This is a genomic window from Myroides phaeus (genome assembly GCF_900099675.1).
GTDB lineage: Bacteria > Bacteroidota > Bacteroidia > Flavobacteriales > Flavobacteriaceae > Flavobacterium > Flavobacterium phaeum.
In genome coordinates this window covers 140,080-157,779 of record NZ_FNDQ01000003.1, presented here as the reverse complement: position 1 = coordinate 157,779, position 17,700 = coordinate 140,080, and the positions used below count along the sequence as shown (strand labels likewise).

General features: G+C 31.7%; 14 protein-coding genes, 2 tRNA genes and 1 pseudogene. 12 read left to right on the top strand and 5 right to left on the bottom strand.

Annotation, left to right across the window (positions count from 1 at the left end; genetic code table 11):
- Positions 1–107 precede the first annotated feature (107 nt).
- Positions 108–836, bottom strand: a complete 729-nt coding sequence (locus tag BLT46_RS02605; protein WP_090405743.1) for a hypothetical protein — start codon at positions 834–836, stop codon at positions 108–110.
- A 1,486-nt stretch (positions 837–2,322) separates the two neighbouring features.
- On the opposite strand from BLT46_RS02605, the gene BLT46_RS02600 reads away from it, so the two are divergent.
- The 4 genes from BLT46_RS02600 to BLT46_RS02585 all read left to right on the top strand — a co-directional run bounded on the left by BLT46_RS02600 (position 2,323) and on the right by BLT46_RS02585 (position 5,568).
- Positions 2,323–3,090, top strand: a complete 768-nt coding sequence (locus BLT46_RS02600) for a hypothetical protein (RefSeq protein ID WP_090405740.1) — start codon at positions 2,323–2,325, stop codon at positions 3,088–3,090.
- Positions 3,091–3,100: 10 nt separating this feature from the next.
- A complete protein-coding gene (locus BLT46_RS02595; RefSeq protein ID WP_143021849.1) occupies positions 3,101–3,322 on the top strand; it encodes a hypothetical protein in 222 nt (73 codons plus the stop codon).
- Positions 3,282–3,659, top strand: a complete 378-nt coding sequence (locus BLT46_RS02590; protein ID WP_090405733.1) for a HEPN family nuclease — start codon at positions 3,282–3,284, stop codon at positions 3,657–3,659. The genes BLT46_RS02595 and BLT46_RS02590 overlap by 41 nt, the downstream gene beginning before the upstream one ends.
- Positions 3,660–4,122: 463 nt before the next feature.
- Entirely contained in the window at positions 4,123–5,568 is a 1,446-nt protein-coding gene (locus BLT46_RS02585) for an RNA-binding domain-containing protein (protein WP_090405730.1), read from the top strand.
- 412 nt (positions 5,569–5,980) lie between these two features.
- On the opposite strand, the pseudogene BLT46_RS02580 reads toward BLT46_RS02585, so the two are convergent.
- Positions 5,981–6,396 (bottom strand): annotated as a pseudogene (locus tag BLT46_RS02580) (JAB domain-containing protein).
- Positions 6,397–6,563: 167 nt separating this feature from the next.
- Between BLT46_RS02580 and BLT46_RS02575 the strand changes: the two are divergent.
- Complete coding sequence (locus BLT46_RS02575) at positions 6,564–7,364, top strand: hypothetical protein (protein ID WP_090405727.1); 801 nt, start codon at positions 6,564–6,566, stop codon at positions 7,362–7,364.
- A 95-nt stretch (positions 7,365–7,459) separates the two neighbouring features.
- Here the strand turns inward: BLT46_RS02575 and BLT46_RS02570 are convergent.
- From BLT46_RS02570 to mce, 3 genes are all read right to left on the bottom strand, one after another.
- Positions 7,460–7,533 (bottom strand) — tRNA-Ile (locus BLT46_RS02570).
- Between the two features lie 32 nt (positions 7,534–7,565).
- Positions 7,566–7,639, bottom strand: a tRNA-Ile gene (locus BLT46_RS02565).
- A gap of 70 nt (positions 7,640–7,709) precedes the next feature.
- Entirely contained in the window at positions 7,710–8,111 is a 402-nt protein-coding gene (mce, locus tag BLT46_RS02560) for a methylmalonyl-CoA epimerase (RefSeq protein ID WP_090405724.1), read from the bottom strand.
- A 68-nt stretch (positions 8,112–8,179) separates the two neighbouring features.
- Between mce and rbfA the strand changes: the two genes are divergently transcribed.
- The 7 genes from rbfA (at position 8,180) to BLT46_RS02525 (ending at position 17,667) form a co-directional block, all read left to right on the top strand.
- The gene (gene rbfA, locus BLT46_RS02555) at positions 8,180–8,572 is read left to right on the top strand and encodes a 30S ribosome-binding factor RbfA (RefSeq protein WP_090405721.1); all 393 of its coding nucleotides are present in this window, start codon (positions 8,180–8,182) and stop codon (positions 8,570–8,572) included.
- Between the two features lies 1 nt (position 8,573).
- Positions 8,574–9,785: an ABC transporter permease gene (locus BLT46_RS02550; RefSeq protein ID WP_090405718.1), complete on the top strand. Its 1,212-nt coding sequence runs from the start codon at positions 8,574–8,576 to the stop codon at positions 9,783–9,785.
- A 240-nt stretch (positions 9,786–10,025) separates the two neighbouring features.
- Positions 10,026–12,548, top strand: a complete 2,523-nt coding sequence (locus BLT46_RS02545; RefSeq protein WP_090405924.1) for a tetratricopeptide repeat protein — start codon at positions 10,026–10,028, stop codon at positions 12,546–12,548.
- Positions 12,548–14,326 (top strand): HSP90 family protein, encoded by a 1,779-nt coding sequence (locus tag BLT46_RS02540; RefSeq protein WP_090405715.1) that lies wholly within the window; start codon positions 12,548–12,550, stop codon positions 14,324–14,326. The genes BLT46_RS02545 and BLT46_RS02540 overlap by 1 nt, the downstream gene beginning before the upstream one ends.
- Complete coding sequence (locus tag BLT46_RS02535; protein ID WP_090405712.1) at positions 14,326–15,402, top strand: hypothetical protein; 1,077 nt, start codon at positions 14,326–14,328, stop codon at positions 15,400–15,402. Before BLT46_RS02540 ends, BLT46_RS02535 begins: the two co-directional genes overlap by 1 nt.
- 4 nt (positions 15,403–15,406) lie before the next feature.
- Positions 15,407–16,468 (top strand): hypothetical protein, encoded by a 1,062-nt coding sequence (locus BLT46_RS02530; protein ID WP_090405709.1) that lies wholly within the window; start codon positions 15,407–15,409, stop codon positions 16,466–16,468.
- Between the two features lie 113 nt (positions 16,469–16,581).
- The gene (locus BLT46_RS02525) at positions 16,582–17,667 is read left to right on the top strand and encodes a hypothetical protein (RefSeq protein ID WP_090405706.1); all 1,086 of its coding nucleotides are present in this window, start codon (positions 16,582–16,584) and stop codon (positions 17,665–17,667) included.
- Positions 17,668–17,700: the final 33 nt, after the last annotated feature.

Below are 17,700 nucleotides of genomic sequence, written 5' to 3'. Positions count from 1 at the left end.
GAAAAAATATGAATTCAATCCGTTTAATACACTTGTATTTTTGTAAAATTCGGACATTATTTGGTTAGATAAGGATTATAGATAAAAAAGGACAAAAAAAAAGGAGATTAATAATCTCCTTCTTCTTCGTTATACTGTACTTCCCCATTTCCATTTGAATTCTCTTCTCTTATTTCTAAGTATTCAAGAGGACTTCTTTGAGTAGGTTCGTTATAATAATCATCAAACTCTTTAGTTAAGTTTGCAATTTCTTCTAAAGAAAGCACTTTTTCATCTTCAGCTCCTTCTTCTAAATTAGCAACTTCATATTTCTTTTGAAGTTTTAGTTTTTTACCTTCAAGTTGTTTTCTTGCTATATCTCTTTGAGCGTAGTAAATCTTGCGGTCTTTACTATATCTTCTGTAAATTTCTTTAACGTTAGCTTTATATTCAGTTTCTAACTCTCTTAATTCAGTTTTATAATCTGTTTCACCAGCTTTAGCTTCCTCAATTTCTTTTTTGATTTTTGTCCAATTCTCAAGTTGGTCCTCTGTTAATGTACGCTCAATGAATTGAGTATATCCAATAACAAGGTCACGACGATTCATTTTTAATTCAGCTGGATCAAGATCTGTTTTTGAATTAAGATTTTGTAAATCTCTTTTAATGAATTCATTTTTGATTGTAAAAGCAGCAGTTTGTTTAGATGTCAATCCTAATTCAGAAGTGTTTTCAAGAATTTCTCTGATATCTAAGTATTCGATTTTTGGCTTGGTTTCAACCTTTTTCGATTTACGTTGTCCATACACTGAGCTCAGTGATGTTAATATTAAAAATAAGAATATAACCTTTTTCATTTTCTTTATTTTATTAATTCAAATAACAATTTTGTTTTAACCTCTCGCAAATTTAATATAAAAAATATGATTTTATTTCAAATATTTTTAAACCTATATAATTGGTTATCAATAGTCCAATTCTTATAAGATATATAGACTTGAAGAAATAATTTCTTATTAAGCAAATTATAGCTGTTGAATGATAACGGCACTTTATTTAGTTTATTGCAATTTACTACATTGTTGTAGTATATTAAAGTAAATTATTAATTTTTTGATTTAGATTTATTCTTTTTGTCTTTATCTGTGTAAATGTTTGTGTTTATTAACACAAGTTGTTTTTTTGTGTATTACTATAGTTAATTGTATTGGTAAATATTGCGATTATTAATGATCTATCATTGGTGAGTGAACTGGTATTATAGGATTGTTTTTAAAAGTTAAGTGAATACTACTGATTATTTTTTGTTGTCTCAATAAATTCATTTAAGAATAGACTTTTTCTTTAAAAGTTAATTAATGAATAGTTATGTGAAAGGCGATTACTTATAGGTGGATTGTAATATTCTTACTCATTATTTATTAGAAAAAGAATGTTTTTGGAGTAAAAAGAGTTGTGTTTTTATGATTTTATTCCCCAAATATATAAAAATGAGTGATTTTTTATTGTTATTAGTATGTTGTTTTTTATCTTATAAGTAATTGGTTATTAGTGTTTTATTTTTATTTTGCCTGGTAATTAGTATATTGTATCCCATTACTTAATATACGCATTTGTTAGGCTTAAAGGGCATTTCTCCGACAATACTCCGACAATGTTCCGAGAATACTGGCTTTATAAGGATATAGTCGGACAATAGTCAGATTATTGTCGGAGTATCTTTGATTAAAAGTGTTTTTTGTATTGGGTATTTTTTGGTTGGTTTATACTTGTATTTTTTAGCGACAAGGCTGAAGAAGTTTGTGATGACAACCGGCTTACTTGTAAGCAGTTTATTGCATTAGTTCCTGAAGTATGAGAAAGATGTTTACTTATCGTGTTATTCCAATGAGGTTGTTTTCTATTGATCTCTTGTTTTTAGAGAAAGTAAAAGATTTATGGGAGTTGTTATCCTGCTATGGAGAGGAGAATGTTTCATTTTCGATATTAAAAATCGAAAAGAATATAAAAGTTAAGTTATAAAAAAACCTCGGAGCGAGTCCGAGGTTGTGATTTCTTTTTTTTAAGTGCAGCGTTAAAGCATGTTTCAGAATAACGGGACACTATTTTGTTATGCAAAAGTACGATAATATACGCTACTATACAATAGATTACTATTGTTTTTTACAAAAAAACGAAATATATACGTTCTATTTAGGTGCTATATAATTAATCTTTGTCGTTATGATTTGTGTTATTTCATCACCTTTATTTAAGTATTGTTGAAGTAATTCATCAGCTCTGTTTTTTGATATTCACCCTGAAAAACTCCCTTATGAAATTCAACATCAACTTCGCCGAAGTATGACCGAAGAAGGCTGGTTTCGTGTAGACAGTAATTTTGCCATTTTCTATATGACACTTCTTGCAAATAAAATTTGTGAACAAAAGTCAATTGCCCTTTTAACAGACAACTCTTTAACCTCAAACCTTTCAGATTTAGTTAGACTTGACAATCAAATCGCTATCAAGGGAGGGGATTACGACTTCTACAATCATCATAGAAATCAAAGACATCTTCAACTTGCCCAAGGATTGTTGATTAACTTAATTATTCAGGGGATAAAAATTTCAAAGACATTATCCTTAGAAGACGTTGTGAATTTTAAGAAACGCCACCGTGACGAATTAGGTCTGTTCAGAACAAACATTTCAAAACTCACGAAGGACATACCTAAAAATACTTCCATTGAAGCATTTAAACAACAAATCGAAGATGTTTATAATGATGAATTTTTACCAGCTTATAACAACTTTAAGAAATCATTGGACGGTGCTGGAGTTAAATGGACAGCTGACAATTTTATGAAAGTTTCTTTCTTCTCGACAAGTGCAACAGCAATTCCAATGACATTATTGGGTTTATCATTACCGCAAGCTTTATTAGCAGGTGCTGGAGTATCAGTTATTTCATCATTAGTTTCTTATAACGTGGATAAAAAAGACAAGTTGAGATCCCTACAACGTCTGGGAGATTTGCGTCTGAACAGCCCTTCGGGACTGTCCAACAACAAGCGATTTGCAAAATGCAAATCACTTCGCAAATCTTCCAGACGTTATGCGTCATGCTAAAAAAACAGTTATGGATAAAATAGACGAAAAAATTATCGCCATTCAAACCAGTATTAATATGGATTTGCTTGGAAATTTAGTGATTCAATTGAGAAATAACCCTCAAAAAACACTTATTAACTTTGTTGAAGATTGGCAAAAATCAATTCGTTGGGACAAAGCTGAAAATTATTCAATTATCAACCAAGGGGTTGATTCTTACCCATCTTTATGGACTTATTATTTATCCTAAAGAAGTTTTCAAAGAAGAGATACCGACAATTAAACTTGACGAAATAAATAAAAAAGACTGGGGAGATTATAAATTCAAATCATTTCCTTCAACTCTGTCGAGAAAGGACAAAGTGGTTTTTGGTGTTGAGACTGTAGTGAATGAAGCGAATATGACTCTTGAGTTCTTAATAAGAAAAATTAGAAATTCTCTGGGACATGCAAGAGTCGTAATCTATGAGAATATGGACTATGAGTTTAATGACGAAGATGGTTCTAAGATATGTTTCAACGTTTCTGGATTACAACAATTTACGGTGAAATTTAGGGAATGTTATATCTCTCAAAATTGGAGATAGCACGAGCGCATAACATCAGTAACTGTTGCACAACTTCTTTTTGACGTAAAAACGTAGATATATAGCCTTGTTTAAAATGATTAAAACGAGTTTTTTTTATGAATTAACAAATCTGTTCTATTGTGCTGAAGAGGTTTATGAATTTACGTTTTTTCCCTTATCATAAAATTGATAATCATAGTTTTAGGTGCATTCATTTTTATTAGATTGAATTCCTGTTTTTGCATAAAAAACGTTTATATTTGCATATGTTCATTCTACCATTATAGGAGAAAAGAATTTCAAAATCCGATATGTCTTGATGCATACCGGATTTTGCGGTTTAATAGACTTTTCATAATTATGTAAACATTTTTGCTTAGGACTTAGTTATAAAAACTTATGAAATAATAGATTTGACAGCTAAAAACAAAAAAATATTCCTTAAGATTATTTAATTTAAAAATAATAGTTATTATTTGATATGAATGAAACTGATTTAAAAAAGCTTGTAGAAGATTTGATTCAACAGCCTCATGAATCGGAATGGGTGGAGTTTAAACAAAACTTTCACTCACCAGAAGAAATAGGTGAGCGTATTTCTGCATTATCAAATAGTGCATGTATTTTAAATAAAGAATTTGGTTATTTAGTTTTTGGTATAGAGGACGGAACTCATAATGTTGTTGGTACTTCTTTCAAAGCGAAGTCGCATAAAAAGGGTGGCGAAGAATTAGAAATGTGGTTAGTTACAAGATTAAAACCACGTATCGATTTTCAAATTTATGAGTTTGATTATAATGATAAACATATTTCTATTTTTATAATTCCTGCCGCAAAGACTCAACCAATTGAATTTATTCACAAGTCTTATATTCGAATAGGTAGTTATACTAAATTATTGAATGAATTCCCTGAAAAGCAAGCGAAAATCTGGCGTAATACTGGAAAACCTTACGAATTAGAAATTGCTAAAGAAGGGTTAAGTATTCCTGATGTGGTAAGATATTTAAGTACAGAAACATATTTTGATTTAATGAAGATACCATATCCATCTGATCAAAAAGGAGTAATTGAGAAGTTGATAGAGGATAATATTGTTGTAAAAATTCATTCAAAATATGCAATCACCAATCTTGGAGCTCTTTTATTTGCGAAGGAATTGAAAGATTTCGAAACGGTAGAGCGTAAATCTGTGAGAGTAATTGTTTATAAAGGAACGAATAAAGTTGAAACAATTCGTGAACAGATTGGAGCTAAGGGATATGCGTTAGGGTTTGCAGGAATGGTCAATTGGATAAATGGTCAATTACCAGCTAATGAAGAGATAGGTAAAGTACTTAGAACTGAATCAAGAATGTATCCTGAGATAGCTATACGTGAATTAGTTGGAAATTTATTAATTCATCAGGATTTAAATAGTAAAGGTTTTCCAATGATTGAAATTTTTACAGATCGTATAGAATTTACTAATCCAGGAGAACCTATTGTTAACCCAGATCGTTTTATTGATGCTTATAATTCTCGTAATGATAAATTAGCTGATTTAATGAGAAGAATGGGCTTTTGTGAAGAAAAAGGTTCAGGTATGGATAAAGTTTTTTTCTACAATGAGCTATATCAGTTACCACCAATTAATGTTATTGTTGTTGAAAACAAAACAAGAGTAACGATTTATGCTTATAAAAGCTTAAACGAATTAGATAAAAAAGAAAAAATTCGTGCATGTTATCAGCATGCTTGTTTAAAATATGTGTCTAATGATAAAATGACAAATCAATCTTTACGTGATCGTTTTAAGATAGAGGACCAAAATGCGGCTACCGCATCTCGAATTATTAAAGATGCTTTAGAAGAGGGAGTTATAAAGTTAGAAGATCCAGAAAGCAAATCTCGTAAATACGCAAAATATATTCCATATTGGGCATAAATCTTATTTGATGGTTATTTGATAGAAACATAGTTTAAAAATTTAAACTGCTTAAAATCAAGCTTTTTTTATTTGATAGTTATTTGATTGATTTCTGTGTTCTGTATAAATCTTATTTGATGGTTATTTGATAGGAACATAGTTTAAAAATTTAAACTGCTTAAAATCAGACTTTTTTTATTTGATAAAGGGGATATACAGCTTCTAAGAAAAATTAATTGAGTTATACTTTTAGTTAGATACGAAGGTGCAAAATAAGAGTATATAAAACTGAGTAATTTACTTAATGTAACTAATTTCATGATTGGTTTAAACTTAGATATACATTGGTATATAAAGTAAATAATTTTTAAAGAAGTAAAACTGTAAAAGCATCTTTACAGTTTTACTTCTTTAAAATAACAAAGGCACCTTATAAGATGCCTTCATCTGCAAAAGAGTAGTAACTCTCTGCTGTTATAATTAAATGATCTAAAAGATTAATATCAAGTATCTTACTTGCTTCTTTAATCTTTCTTGTGATTTGTCTATCAGCATCACTTGGAGCTAATTTTCTTGACGGATGATTATGTACAATCAAGAATGCTGTAGCATGCGCTTTTAAAAGAGCGGAGAAAATAATTCTTAAATCTACTATTGTACCTGTTATTCCTCCTGTGGAAACTTCTAATACTCCAAGTACTTTATGTTGTTTGAAAGCATAAGTGCTTTAAACTGTTTTAATAATTCAATCTTATTACTATTCCAAGCTTTTAATGCTATTTGATAGACACTGTAAGAAGATCTAATCTGAGGTCTCTGTGAAGCTTTTACTTTTGATTTGTAAATTAATTCTACTTCTGAATGCTATTTGAGCTTAAGGCTGAAGATAAAATGATATCTATATCGTTGAATCAAATTAATGTTTAACTTTCCTTTTTAATTATACCTTACTTAAAAAGAATATTATTTATATCTTTCTTAAATAGAATAATTGAAATGATTACCGTACTTATATGAAAAGAATTAATTATATAGCAGGAACTATTGCAGTTTTAGTTATGCTAACAGGTTGCAATAACTCTTTGAAAACAAAAGAAGCTTATTTAGAAAAGCGTATTCCTATGTTAAAGGAGAATTTAAGTGAGAGTGAATATAAAGAGTTTGTAGAAAGTATGGCCTTTGATAAAAATGGTAATTTAGAAAGACGAAACTTTGAGTTATTAAAAAAAGGGACTGGTGATAAACATGATAGTATTGACTATAGAATTAGCTCAGATATGATTGGATTTTATGGTAATGTAATATCAGTTGATTCTTTAGGAATAGAAACAGTGATGGGGCCAGAGTTAGTGACTTATACCACGATTGATGGGAAGGATGTAAATATAGCTGATTTCACTAAGAAGAATACAATTTACTTGATTACTTCTGTTAATTGCGGACCTTGTGTCACGTTTTTTGAAGAGGCAAATAAGATAGCGTCAAATCCTGAAAATAAAGATTTTCAGTTTATTGCTTTATATGCTGACCCTGCAATTCGTATGGAGAATTACCGCAAGGGAAGTAGTTTTAAGAGATTTGGAATTCTTGATGAGCATTGGATTCAGTTTAATAAAGAACAAAATATCATTCAAGAGATTAAGCAAATGTATAAAGGCAAACGCAAAGAGTTTGAAATAGGAGAAGGATTTCCAGAGTTGTTTTATTACCAAAAAGGTAAGTTTGTTAGTAATTCAGATGCCTATAAATTACAAGAAATCTTAAATGATTTAAAGAAAACGTTAGGTGCAAATGCGCCAGAACCTAATATTTAGAAGATAAAATAGGATAGTAAAAGTATATCGTTGCCCCTATATAACCCCTAAAAAAAATAAACCCCTCACTACCAAGGTAATGAGGGGTTCTTTTGTGGTCCCACCTGGGCTCGAACCAGGGACTTGCTGATTATGAGTCAGCTACTCTAACCAGCTGAGTTATAGGACCGGTCTATTGAATTGACCTGTAAATTGTAATCGTGGTCCCACCTGGGCTCGAACCAGGGACTTGCTGATTATGAGTCAGCTACTCTAACCAGCTGAGTTATAGGACCAGTGTCAAACATAATTTGACGAGTGCAATATTACTCCGTTTTATTGGTTTATGCAAGAAATTTTTAGCATTTATTTGATTTCTTGACATAGTTCAATCAATACTCCGTTTGTGGTTTTAGGGTGTAAGAATGCAACTAATTTATTATCAGCACCTTTTTTAGGTTTTTCGTTTAAAACGATAAAGCCTTCATCGGAAAGTCTTTTCATTTCTGCCTCAATATCTTCAACATCAAAAGCGATGTGATGAATTCCTTCTCCTTTTTTCTCAAGAAATTTAGCAATTGGACTATCTGGATTTATAGCTTCTAATAGCTCTATTTTGTTTGGACCATTCATAAAAAAAGAAGTTTTTACACCTTCACTTTCTACACTCTCTTCTTTGTAAGCTGGAGCTCCAAATAGTTTTTCAAACAATGCATTAGAAGCTTGTAAGTCTTTTACAGCAATACCAATATGTTCAATTTTTTTCATTTCAGTTTTTTTGGGTTGATAAACAAAGATAAAAAACTTTGATATGCAAAAAATTGTATTTTTGCACTATGGAAACAAATAGACAAAAGAAGATGGGGACCTTGTTGCAAAAGGATATCGTTGATATCTTGCAAGGAGAGGTACGTAAGAACGGATTATCAAACTTGATAATTTCGGTTTCTAAAGTTAGTATTACAACTGACTTATCAATTTCAAGAGTATACTTAAGCATCTTTCCTTCAGAGAAAGGTCCTGAATTATTGAAAGCAATTCAATCAAATGCTCCGTTAATTAAACACGAGTTAGCACAAAGAGTAAAACACCAATTGAGAAAAGTTCCAGATTTAGTTTTCTATATCGACGATAGTTTAGAGTATATTGACCAAATCGATAAGGCTTTAAAAGGTGAAGAAAATCCAATCACTGACCGTGATTTATTAGTAAAAAGAAAGAAAAAATAATTTGAAGTTTTCTCTTTACATAGCTAAACGATATGCTTTTAGTAAAAGCAAGAGCAAAGCGATAAACGTTATTACTGCAATAGCTTCCATTGGAATTGTTGTCAGTGCTATGGCTATGTTTATTGTTTTGTCTGTGTTTAGTGGGTTAAGGAGTTTTAGTCTTTCGTTTGTCAATGATCTTGATCCAGACTTAAAAGTGTATAGCGAAAAAGGCAAAAGCTTTGTAGTGGAAGACAAACAGATTTTAGACTTAGAAGATTCAGGTTATTTTAAAGGAGTTGCTAAAGTAGTAGAAGACCGCCTTTTATTTTCTTTTAAAGAAAAACAAACAGTTTCTACAATAAAAGGCGTAGATTCTGACTATTCAAATGTTAGCGATTTCGAGAGTAAAGTAGAATATGGTAATTGGCTTGAAGCAGATTCAGATGAAACTGTTGTAGGTATCGGCATTAGTGCTGTGCTTTCAATGGGGCTTTTTGACACTGAAAATGCTTTTGAAGCTTTAGCAATGAAACCAGGTAAAGGGGTGATTAATAATCCAGAAGATGCGTTTATTAAAAAGACTTTAAACCCTACCGGTGTTTATATTTTACAAAACGATGACATAGATGATAAGTATGTATTCGTAGACATTGATGTTGCGAGAGACTTATTGTTTATTCCTGCCAATGAGGTTACTAATCTTGAGCTTGCTATAGCGGATAATGTATCTGAAAGTAAAGCGATAAGTAAGGTACAAGAAGTATTGGGAGAAAATTTTATTATCAAGAATAGAGCACAACAAAATGATGGTTTGTATCGTATGTTGAATACAGAGAACCTTGTTGTTTATCTTATTTTTGTGTTAGTAGTTATAATGGCTCTTTTTACTTTAGTGGGAGCAATGATTATGATTATTTTAGAGAAACAATCTAATATTAAAACCTTAAACGAACTTGGGACACCACTAACTGATTTAAGAAAAATATTCTTATTTCAGGGAATGATTATTTGTGGTTTAGGAAGTTTTATAGGTGTTTTTTTAGGAGTTGTTTTTGTTTTACTTCAAGCACATTTTCAGTTTATCTCAATTAGAGAGGGAATGGCTTATCCTGTTGAGTTCAATTTAATGAACTTAGTTTTAGTGTTTGTGTCAATCATTTTCTTAGGATTGATAGCGTCGTTAATAGCGTCGTCTCGTGTGAATCATAACTATTTGCAAGCAAACAAATAATCGTTAATTTTTATCGGTTTAGATCTTCTTGGTTATTCTTTTCTTGGTGTAATTTATTCATCACTTCTGTTTTTTATTGATTTTGTAGTGTCATATTGAAATATTGTAAATATTTTAGTAATCCACAATTATAGAAATTATGCTTAGTCATAATGATGACTTTTATTGAATGTCATTTTCTTACATTTGTGTTAGTTGAGAATGATATTTAGTTTACAAAAAACAATAAAACAGACAATTATGAGAAATTCTTTTAATGAATATAAAAGCTACGTAAATGACTTTGCGGTTGATAGTGTATCACTTACAGAGCAAGCAAAATCATTTATAGAAGTAAATGATTATAATGATCCTAATCAATGGTATAAAGCTTATGGAATATGTCTGTTAGCGGTTAAAGAAGCAAAAAGTAATGAAGTAATAGAAGAATTATATATTCAATTAAATGAAGATTCTAATTGTGTTCATAGTAGTATGTCTTTAAATGCAGAGGACTATGCTACTTGGTTTACAGATGTTAGAGAGTTAAATAATTTATTTATAAACCAAGGTTTTACAAGAGCTTATGGGTTTCAATATGAGTTGTTTTTAAATGCGCGTTTTAGCTATAAAGATGACGAGATTGCAAAAGGATATTTACAAAAAGGATATGAATTAGGAGATGACTTATGTACTTGTCATGTAGGGTATAGTAAATATTATGGCAACTTAGGATATGAACAGAATCAAGATGAAGGTTTGCAATTGTTACAGCACGTTGTAGCAAATACAAAGATTGCTGCAGGGGAGTTGTTTTTATTGAATATAGAGTTTCGTAGCTGTAATTCTCCAGAGGAAGGATGGCAGGTTATTGAAAAATATTCAGACTTATTACACAATCAAAAGAAAGGATTATATGTTTTAGCTGATTATTACTTAAGAGAAGAGCAAGATGCTAAAGCTGCAGAGGTATTAGAAGAAGGGATTGCCAATAAAAGTGCTTACTCCGCTTATTTATTAGGAATGATGTGCTGTAATGGACGATTTGAAAGTTTGGGATATACTGTTGAAAGAGGACGTGATTTACTTGATTATGCTTTCGATTACGGAATTGTATATAGTGGTTTTGTACTTGCGTATAGTTATTTGTACCCTCTTAATGGAGGAGAAAGAGACTTTAAAACTGCAGTTGCTCTATTAGAGAAAACAGTTGCTTATGATTCAAATGAAGCTTTGTTAGAATTAGCAACCATTCGTCTATACAATGAGGAATATAAAGATATTGAAAAAGGACTGGGATATTTAGATAGAGCAATTGAGAACGGTTTTGAAAGAGCAATGTCTGAAAAGGCTTATGTTTTGTTAGATTCAGATGAGATTGAAAGCAATGTAGTGGAAGCGAAAGCTTTGTTAGAAGAGGCTACTAAATTAGGTAGTGATTATGCGCCTTATCGCTTAGGTATTGCTTATCAAAATGCAGAGTTTGAAGATGAACCAAATTATGAGAAGGCACTTGAGTATTTTGAATTATCTGCTGAAAGAAATAACGGAATGGGCTTGGAATATGCAGGTAAGTATAATCGTTATGGATATGCAGGAGAACCTAATACAGAAAAAGCAATTGCTTATTATCAACAAGGAATAGAACAGCACGGATCTAACTACTGTAAAGTTGAGTTGGCGATGATGTTGGAGAGAGGGGAAGGTGTGGATGCTAATGCAGAGGAGGCACAAGCTTTGTATATTGATGCTTTAAACAATGAGTATTTCTTTGCAGCCTTGCGTTTAGGTTTTATGAGTGAAGATGGTGCTGCAGGAGAACCAAACTTAGAGGAAGCTCGTAAGTATTTCCAGATTGCTGCAGATAATGATATTGCAGAGGGAGTTTATCATTTAGCACGTTTCTATCGTTATGGAATAGGAGGTGAGAAAAATGAAGAAATGGCTTTTGAATTATTTGAGAAAGCATTAGATCTTGGTTTTGTAGATGCTAATGTTGATATCGCTTTGTTCTATGAAGAAGGTGTAAATGGAGGTGAGCCAAATTACGCTAAAGCATTTGAATATATGTTAGAAGGAGCTGAAGCAGGTTTTAGTTATGCACAATATAAAGTTGGTGTTTACTATTCATATGGTTATTTAGAAGATAGAAATAGTGAAGAAGGAAAGAAGTGGTTTGAAAAAGCGGTAGAAAATGGTTCGCCTTTAGGAATGTTAGCTTTAGGAGACTATTATTTATATGGTTATGGACCGGATCAAGAATATGAAAAGTCTTTTGAATATTACAAAATGGCTGAGGAGAGAGATTATATTTCAGAGGGAATAGGTATTTGTTATCAGTTTGGTTTTGGAGTTGAAAAAGATGATAAAAAAGCTTTCCAAGCTTATAAAGCAGCGGCTGAGCGTCATTATGATGCAGCAATGTTTAGATTAGGATTATGTTACTACTATGGTAATGGTGTAGATAAGGATTTAGTAGAGGCATTTTACTATTTAAAAACAGTTGCTGACAATAGTTATATGGATGCAGTAAGTTATGTTGGAACAATGCTTATCAAAGGAGAAGGGACAGATAAAGATCCTGAATATGGGGTAAGTTATTTAATTCAAGCTGCAGAAGCAGGTATTGACAGTGCACAGTATGAATTAGCAAATTGTTATTTAAAAGGAGAGGGTGTTCCTCAAAGTGATGAGCAAGCAATGCAATGGTATCAGCAAGCAGCTGAAAATGGAAATGAAGATGCTCAAAAAATTGTAGGAGGACCTCGTAAAAGAAGAAGATAATGGAAGATAAGAAACAATATCAGTTTCAAGTAAATATGAAAGGAATGATAGAACTGTTGTCAGAGCATATTTATAGCTCGCCAACAGTTTTTATCAGGGAATTATTGCAAAATGGAATGGATGCTGTTACTGTACGCAAAGGTATAGATGAACAGTTTAAAGGGGCTATTAATGTTACTTTTGAAGGTGATCGATTAATATTCCAAGACAATGGTGTTGGACTAACACAAGAGGATGTTCACCAATTTTTATCTGTGATTGGACAGAGTTCTAAAAGAGGTGAATTAGCAGATAAAGACTTAATAGGAAAGTTTGGTATTGGTCTGTTATCTTGTTTAGTAGTAAGTGAAGCTATTGTTGTTGAATCTCGTTCTCTTTATAGAGAGGAGTCTGTTCGTTGGACAGGAAGAGCAGATGGTACTTATAATGTTGAAATGATTGACTTACTTCCAGAGGTTGGAACAAAAGTAATCTTGGATGCAAAGAAGGCTTGGATGTCCTTGTTTAAAAAAGATGAGGTTAAACAAAATATATTGTTTTACGGAAGTGCTTTACCAATTGAAGTAAATTTAATTGAGAACGGTGAAGTAGATCAAATATTAAATGGTAATCCTGTTTGGTTAGATCCAGAAAGTACAAAAGAAGAACTTTTAGTTTACGGAAAGGAAGTATTTAAAACAAAGTTTTTAGATGTTTTCCGATTACAGTCTGATGCTGGAGAACTACAAGGAGTTGCTTTTATTATTCCTAATAAAGTAAACACAACTGCTACAAAAGAGCATAAAATATTCTTGAAAAGAATGTATTTGTGTGATCAAGCAAGTAATTTATTGCCAGAGTGGACTTCTTTTGTACGTTGTGTAATTAATGCCAATGCTTTACAACCAACAGCGTCAAGAGAGTCGTTAATGAATAATACGGTTCTTCAAGAAACGAAGAAAGAGTTGAGTGTTTGTTTTAAAGACTATTTGAAGTCATTATCTCTAACAGACATTGATACCTTAGAAAAGATAATCAATATTCACCATATGTTTATTAAGGCATTGGCGGCATCTGATTCTGAGATAATGAACTTATTTGAGGATTATTTACCTTTTGAAACCAATCAAGGGATGCTTGCTTTTGGGGATATCAAAGAGTCTGTAGATAAAATATACTTTACGCCTTCTTTAGATGATTTTAGACAGATAAGACGTATTGCTGGTTCTCAAAAGAAATTAGTGATTAATGCTGCTTATAGTTATGAAACAGATTTAATTGAAAAAATTAAGCGCAGTCATCCTGAGTTAAGCATAGAGAAAATTAATCCAAATGATATTCTGGAGGAGTTTGAAGATGCAGTTGAATCTGAAGAGTTGATTGAAAAGTTTGTATTAGCGGCTAATAAAATCTTGAAGAAGCATTTTTGTAGAGCTGAAGTTAAGCGCTTTGAACCAAAAGATACAACAGCTATCTATATAGCTAATGAAGATGCAATAGCTTCTAAGAATATTCAGAGTCTTTCTCAAACGTCAAATCCTTTTGCGTCGACTTTACATCATTTTAAGAAAAAAGAGGAAGTAATGCCGACGTTGTGTTTTAATCAACAAAGTGATTTGGTAACGAAAGTTATGCATATTGACGATCAAGAGTTGTTTGAAGCATTAATCAATGTGTTGTACGTTCAAGCATTAATGTTGGGTGGATATACAATCAATAAAAAAGAGATGGATACGTTTAATGATGCTTTGTATCAGTTTATGATCTTAGGTATGTCTAATTTTTTACCTAAGTTTTAATGTATCGATTACAAATACAAAAGTTAGCTTTAGAAATAGAAGAGCATTACAGCGATTACGATCGTTGTATTGCTTTGTTACAGCAAGCAATTCAAATTGCAGATAAACACAATGATCTGGATTGGGGAGTTGATTTGCGCAGTTATTTAATAAGAAAAGAAAGTGCAACGTCTATGTGTATTCATAGTCCGGCTGCTTTTGCTTGGATCTTGAATGTGTGTGATGAATATCCTGAGGAGTTTTCAGATGCTGAGTTTTTAGGTTTATATGAGTGGATGCTTGGAGCAGTGAATTGTAATACAAATATTCCTTTAGAACACACCCATACTGTAGCGCTTGACTTAGAAAGGCGTTTAGAGAAAAACGGAATGAGTAAGCGAGGGCTATACTTTTGTTTGGCTGAATTTGCTCAGAATAGAGGAGATGTTGCAAAAGGATGTGAGTATATAGATTTAGCAAAACTTGAACCTAAAGAAGATGACGAAGATGAGGTGGTAGAGTATGATTATTCTGTAGAAAGAGCATCTATTATAGGAGACTTTGATGAGGCTATATATTTAGCTAATCAAATGGAACTAAAGAAGCTTTCTGCATTTTCATTACCTTTTGAAAGCTATTGTGCAATGGCCTATTTTATGGCAAGAAAAGGTGATAGTCGTGCTTCTATTTATTTAGAGAAAGCAAAGGAAGCATTTTATAAGGTAGAGGGGGTAAATAGTTCGATGTTGTTTAGTATGACAAGGTTTATTTACACATTACACTTGTTAGAAGACGAACTTCTTTATAGTATGTTTGAATTAGTAGTAGATTGGCAAGTGGGGGCAGAGGATTTTTTACAAATGGCTTTTAGTCAACATATTGCTGCGGTGTTTTTAAAAGGAGGTGTAAGAGAATTAAAAATATCACCTAAACAGCCTTATTATAAACAAGAAGGAATTTATGATTTAGCAGTGTTAGCGGCTTATTATTATTCTATAGCAGAGTCGTTTTCTACTAAATTCGATCAAAGAAATGGCAATAATCATTGCTGTACTGAGCTGAAGCAATTACAAGAAGAAAACCAACCAAAAAAATAAAAGGATGAGTTATAATTTAGAGATTCAAAAGATTTTATTAAAGCTGGATGATTTGCAGAATTTTTCAGATAGAGTAAAGGCTTTAAAAGAGGCAATTGCAATTGCGGATAAACATAATGATATAGATTGGGGGTTTGACTTGCGTTTGGACTTAATTAGACAAGAGCGCAATACTTCTAAATGTGAGGAGAGTTTTCCTGCTTTTGCTTGGATTTTAAATGCAAGTGATGAAAATGACGACTACTTCGATGAGGCTGATTTTTTATGGGAATATAAATGGATGTTTTGTTCTGCTTATCGCAGTTCAGCTATTCCAATGGAGCAGGTTTTAGAGATAGGAGAAGATTTAAAACGCCGTTTAGTTAAGAATGGTTTTAGTCTTCGCGCTTATTATAATGTTATGACTGGTTTGTCATTACACCTTAGAGATTATAAAAAGGCACAAGAGTACATTGATTTAGCTGATGCTGAAATCATAGATGATATGACTAATTGTCCGGCTTGTGAATTAGATACAAAGGTAGAAACGCTATTGTATCAAGGATTTATTGAAGAGTCTCTAATCAAAGCGCAAGATTTGATTAATAAAAAACTGACGTGTTATTCAATGCCTTTTCAAACATTTTGCTGTTTTGCTTATTGGTTAGAACAAGCAGGAGATGATAGAGCGAGTATCTATTTTGACAAAGCAATGGAGGAGTATCACGCACACGATCAATATGATAGTTCTGTTGGGTATTCAATGGGATTATTAGTTGCTTATATGCACAAAAAAAATCACCCTGATACTTGGACATTTTTTGAAAAGATTGCAGATTGGCAATTAGGAGCAGAGGATCTACATATTTTTAATTTTGCTAAATATATGGCACCACTTATGAAAAAAGGTGGTAAACAAAGACTGGAGTTGTCGTCACTACTTCCATATTACCAAGAAAGCGGTGAGTATGATTTAGGTGAGTTATATGTTTATTTTAAAGATATAGCTTATGACTATGCTAATCGTTTTGATCAGCGCAATGGTAATGACAATTTTAAAACAGAAGTTGACGAAATGTTAGCTTAATACAATATTGCAAAGGTGAGTGGTTTTTTCTACTTGCCTTTTTTTATAGGATTAACGCGGATTAATATAGTAACTTTGAACAAGAATATGTTAAAAGTGATAATAGAAAATACATGAGTTATACACTGGATATACAGAAAATAGTTTTAAAGATTAATGAAACAAAGGTTATAGCCGATCAATTAGTATTGATTAAAGAGGCTATTGCTATTGCAGATAAACACAATGATATTGATTGGGGATTTGATCTAAGGTTATTGTTAATCAACACAGAGAATCATACGCCACGTACAGTTTTAAGTTATCCTGCTTTTACTTGGATATTAAATACAAGTGATAGCAATGAAGGGTATTTTGAAGAGAAAGACTTTTTATATGAGTATAAATGGATGTATGCAATTTCTTCTGGTAATCCAGCTATTACGAAGGAACAGTTAGAACAGATATCAACAGATTTTCATAAACGTTTGCTGAAAAATGGATATAGTATTCGTGGATATTACCACATTTTAGCTATTTGGCACCAGCATTTGCGTGAGTATGATAAAGCTATGGAAATAGTGAAATTAATGGGAGAGGAATTGGTAGATGAACTAAGTGATAACCCTCCTTTTGAACATGCTGTGAAAACTTATAATCTTTTAGCTCAAGGGAAGTTTGACGAGGCTAAAATAGTAGCACGAGATTTGTTTGCAAATCGCTTTGAGTTTATAGAGACGGCTTTTGAAACTTATATAGTATTTGCTTATGAATATTTTATTCGTGGAAATGTGAATGAGGCGCGTGAATATTTTGAGCTTGCTAAGCGTAAGATGCCAATCTATGATGAGAATGACCCAATAACACATTTTAGATCACGTATTTTCTATATGTACTTGTCGTGGCAGTTTGGAGAAGAAGATTGTTGGGATGTCTTTGAAAAGTTTTGTATCTGGGAGAATGAAGCAGATAGTCATTATTCATTAATATTTACTAAACACGCTATGTGTCTGTTAAAAGAGGGAGGAACAAAGAAGTTTAATTTTCCAGTGTCGTTACCTTATTATCAAGAAAGTGGAGAGTATAATTTAGAAGTATTGTGTGATTATTTTAAAGACTGCGCTTTTGATTTAGTTACTCGCTTTGATAATAGAAATGGTAATAATAATTTTACAAAAGAAGCAAGGCATCTTTTTGCTATACCTCATTTAGAAAAATAGGTAAAAATATATAGTTATAAAGGGCTATTTCTA

Coding starts and splice junctions, on each gene's coding strand:
- rbfA (WP_090405721.1), top strand. CDS start 8,180: ATGGAAACAAATAGACAAAAGAAGATGGGGACCTTGTTGCAAAAGGAT.
- BLT46_RS02595 (WP_143021849.1), top strand. CDS start 3,101: ATGGATAAAATAGACGAAAAAATTATCGCCATTCAAACCAGTATTAAT.
- BLT46_RS02535 (WP_090405712.1), top strand. CDS start 14,326: ATGTATCGATTACAAATACAAAAGTTAGCTTTAGAAATAGAAGAGCAT.
- BLT46_RS02600 (WP_090405740.1), top strand. CDS start 2,323: ATGACCGAAGAAGGCTGGTTTCGTGTAGACAGTAATTTTGCCATTTTC.
- BLT46_RS02545 (WP_090405924.1), top strand. CDS start 10,026: ATGAGAAATTCTTTTAATGAATATAAAAGCTACGTAAATGACTTTGCG.
- BLT46_RS02605 (WP_090405743.1), bottom strand. CDS start 836: ATGAAAAAGGTTATATTCTTATTTTTAATATTAACATCACTGAGCTCA.
- BLT46_RS02525 (WP_090405706.1), top strand. CDS start 16,582: ATGAGTTATACACTGGATATACAGAAAATAGTTTTAAAGATTAATGAA.
- mce (WP_090405724.1), bottom strand. CDS start 8,111: ATGAAAAAAATTGAACATATTGGTATTGCTGTAAAAGACTTACAAGCT.
- BLT46_RS02540 (WP_090405715.1), top strand. CDS start 12,548: ATGGAAGATAAGAAACAATATCAGTTTCAAGTAAATATGAAAGGAATG.
- BLT46_RS02585 (WP_090405730.1), top strand. CDS start 4,123: ATGAATGAAACTGATTTAAAAAAGCTTGTAGAAGATTTGATTCAACAG.
- BLT46_RS02530 (WP_090405709.1), top strand. CDS start 15,407: ATGAGTTATAATTTAGAGATTCAAAAGATTTTATTAAAGCTGGATGAT.
- BLT46_RS02575 (WP_090405727.1), top strand. CDS start 6,564: ATGAAAAGAATTAATTATATAGCAGGAACTATTGCAGTTTTAGTTATG.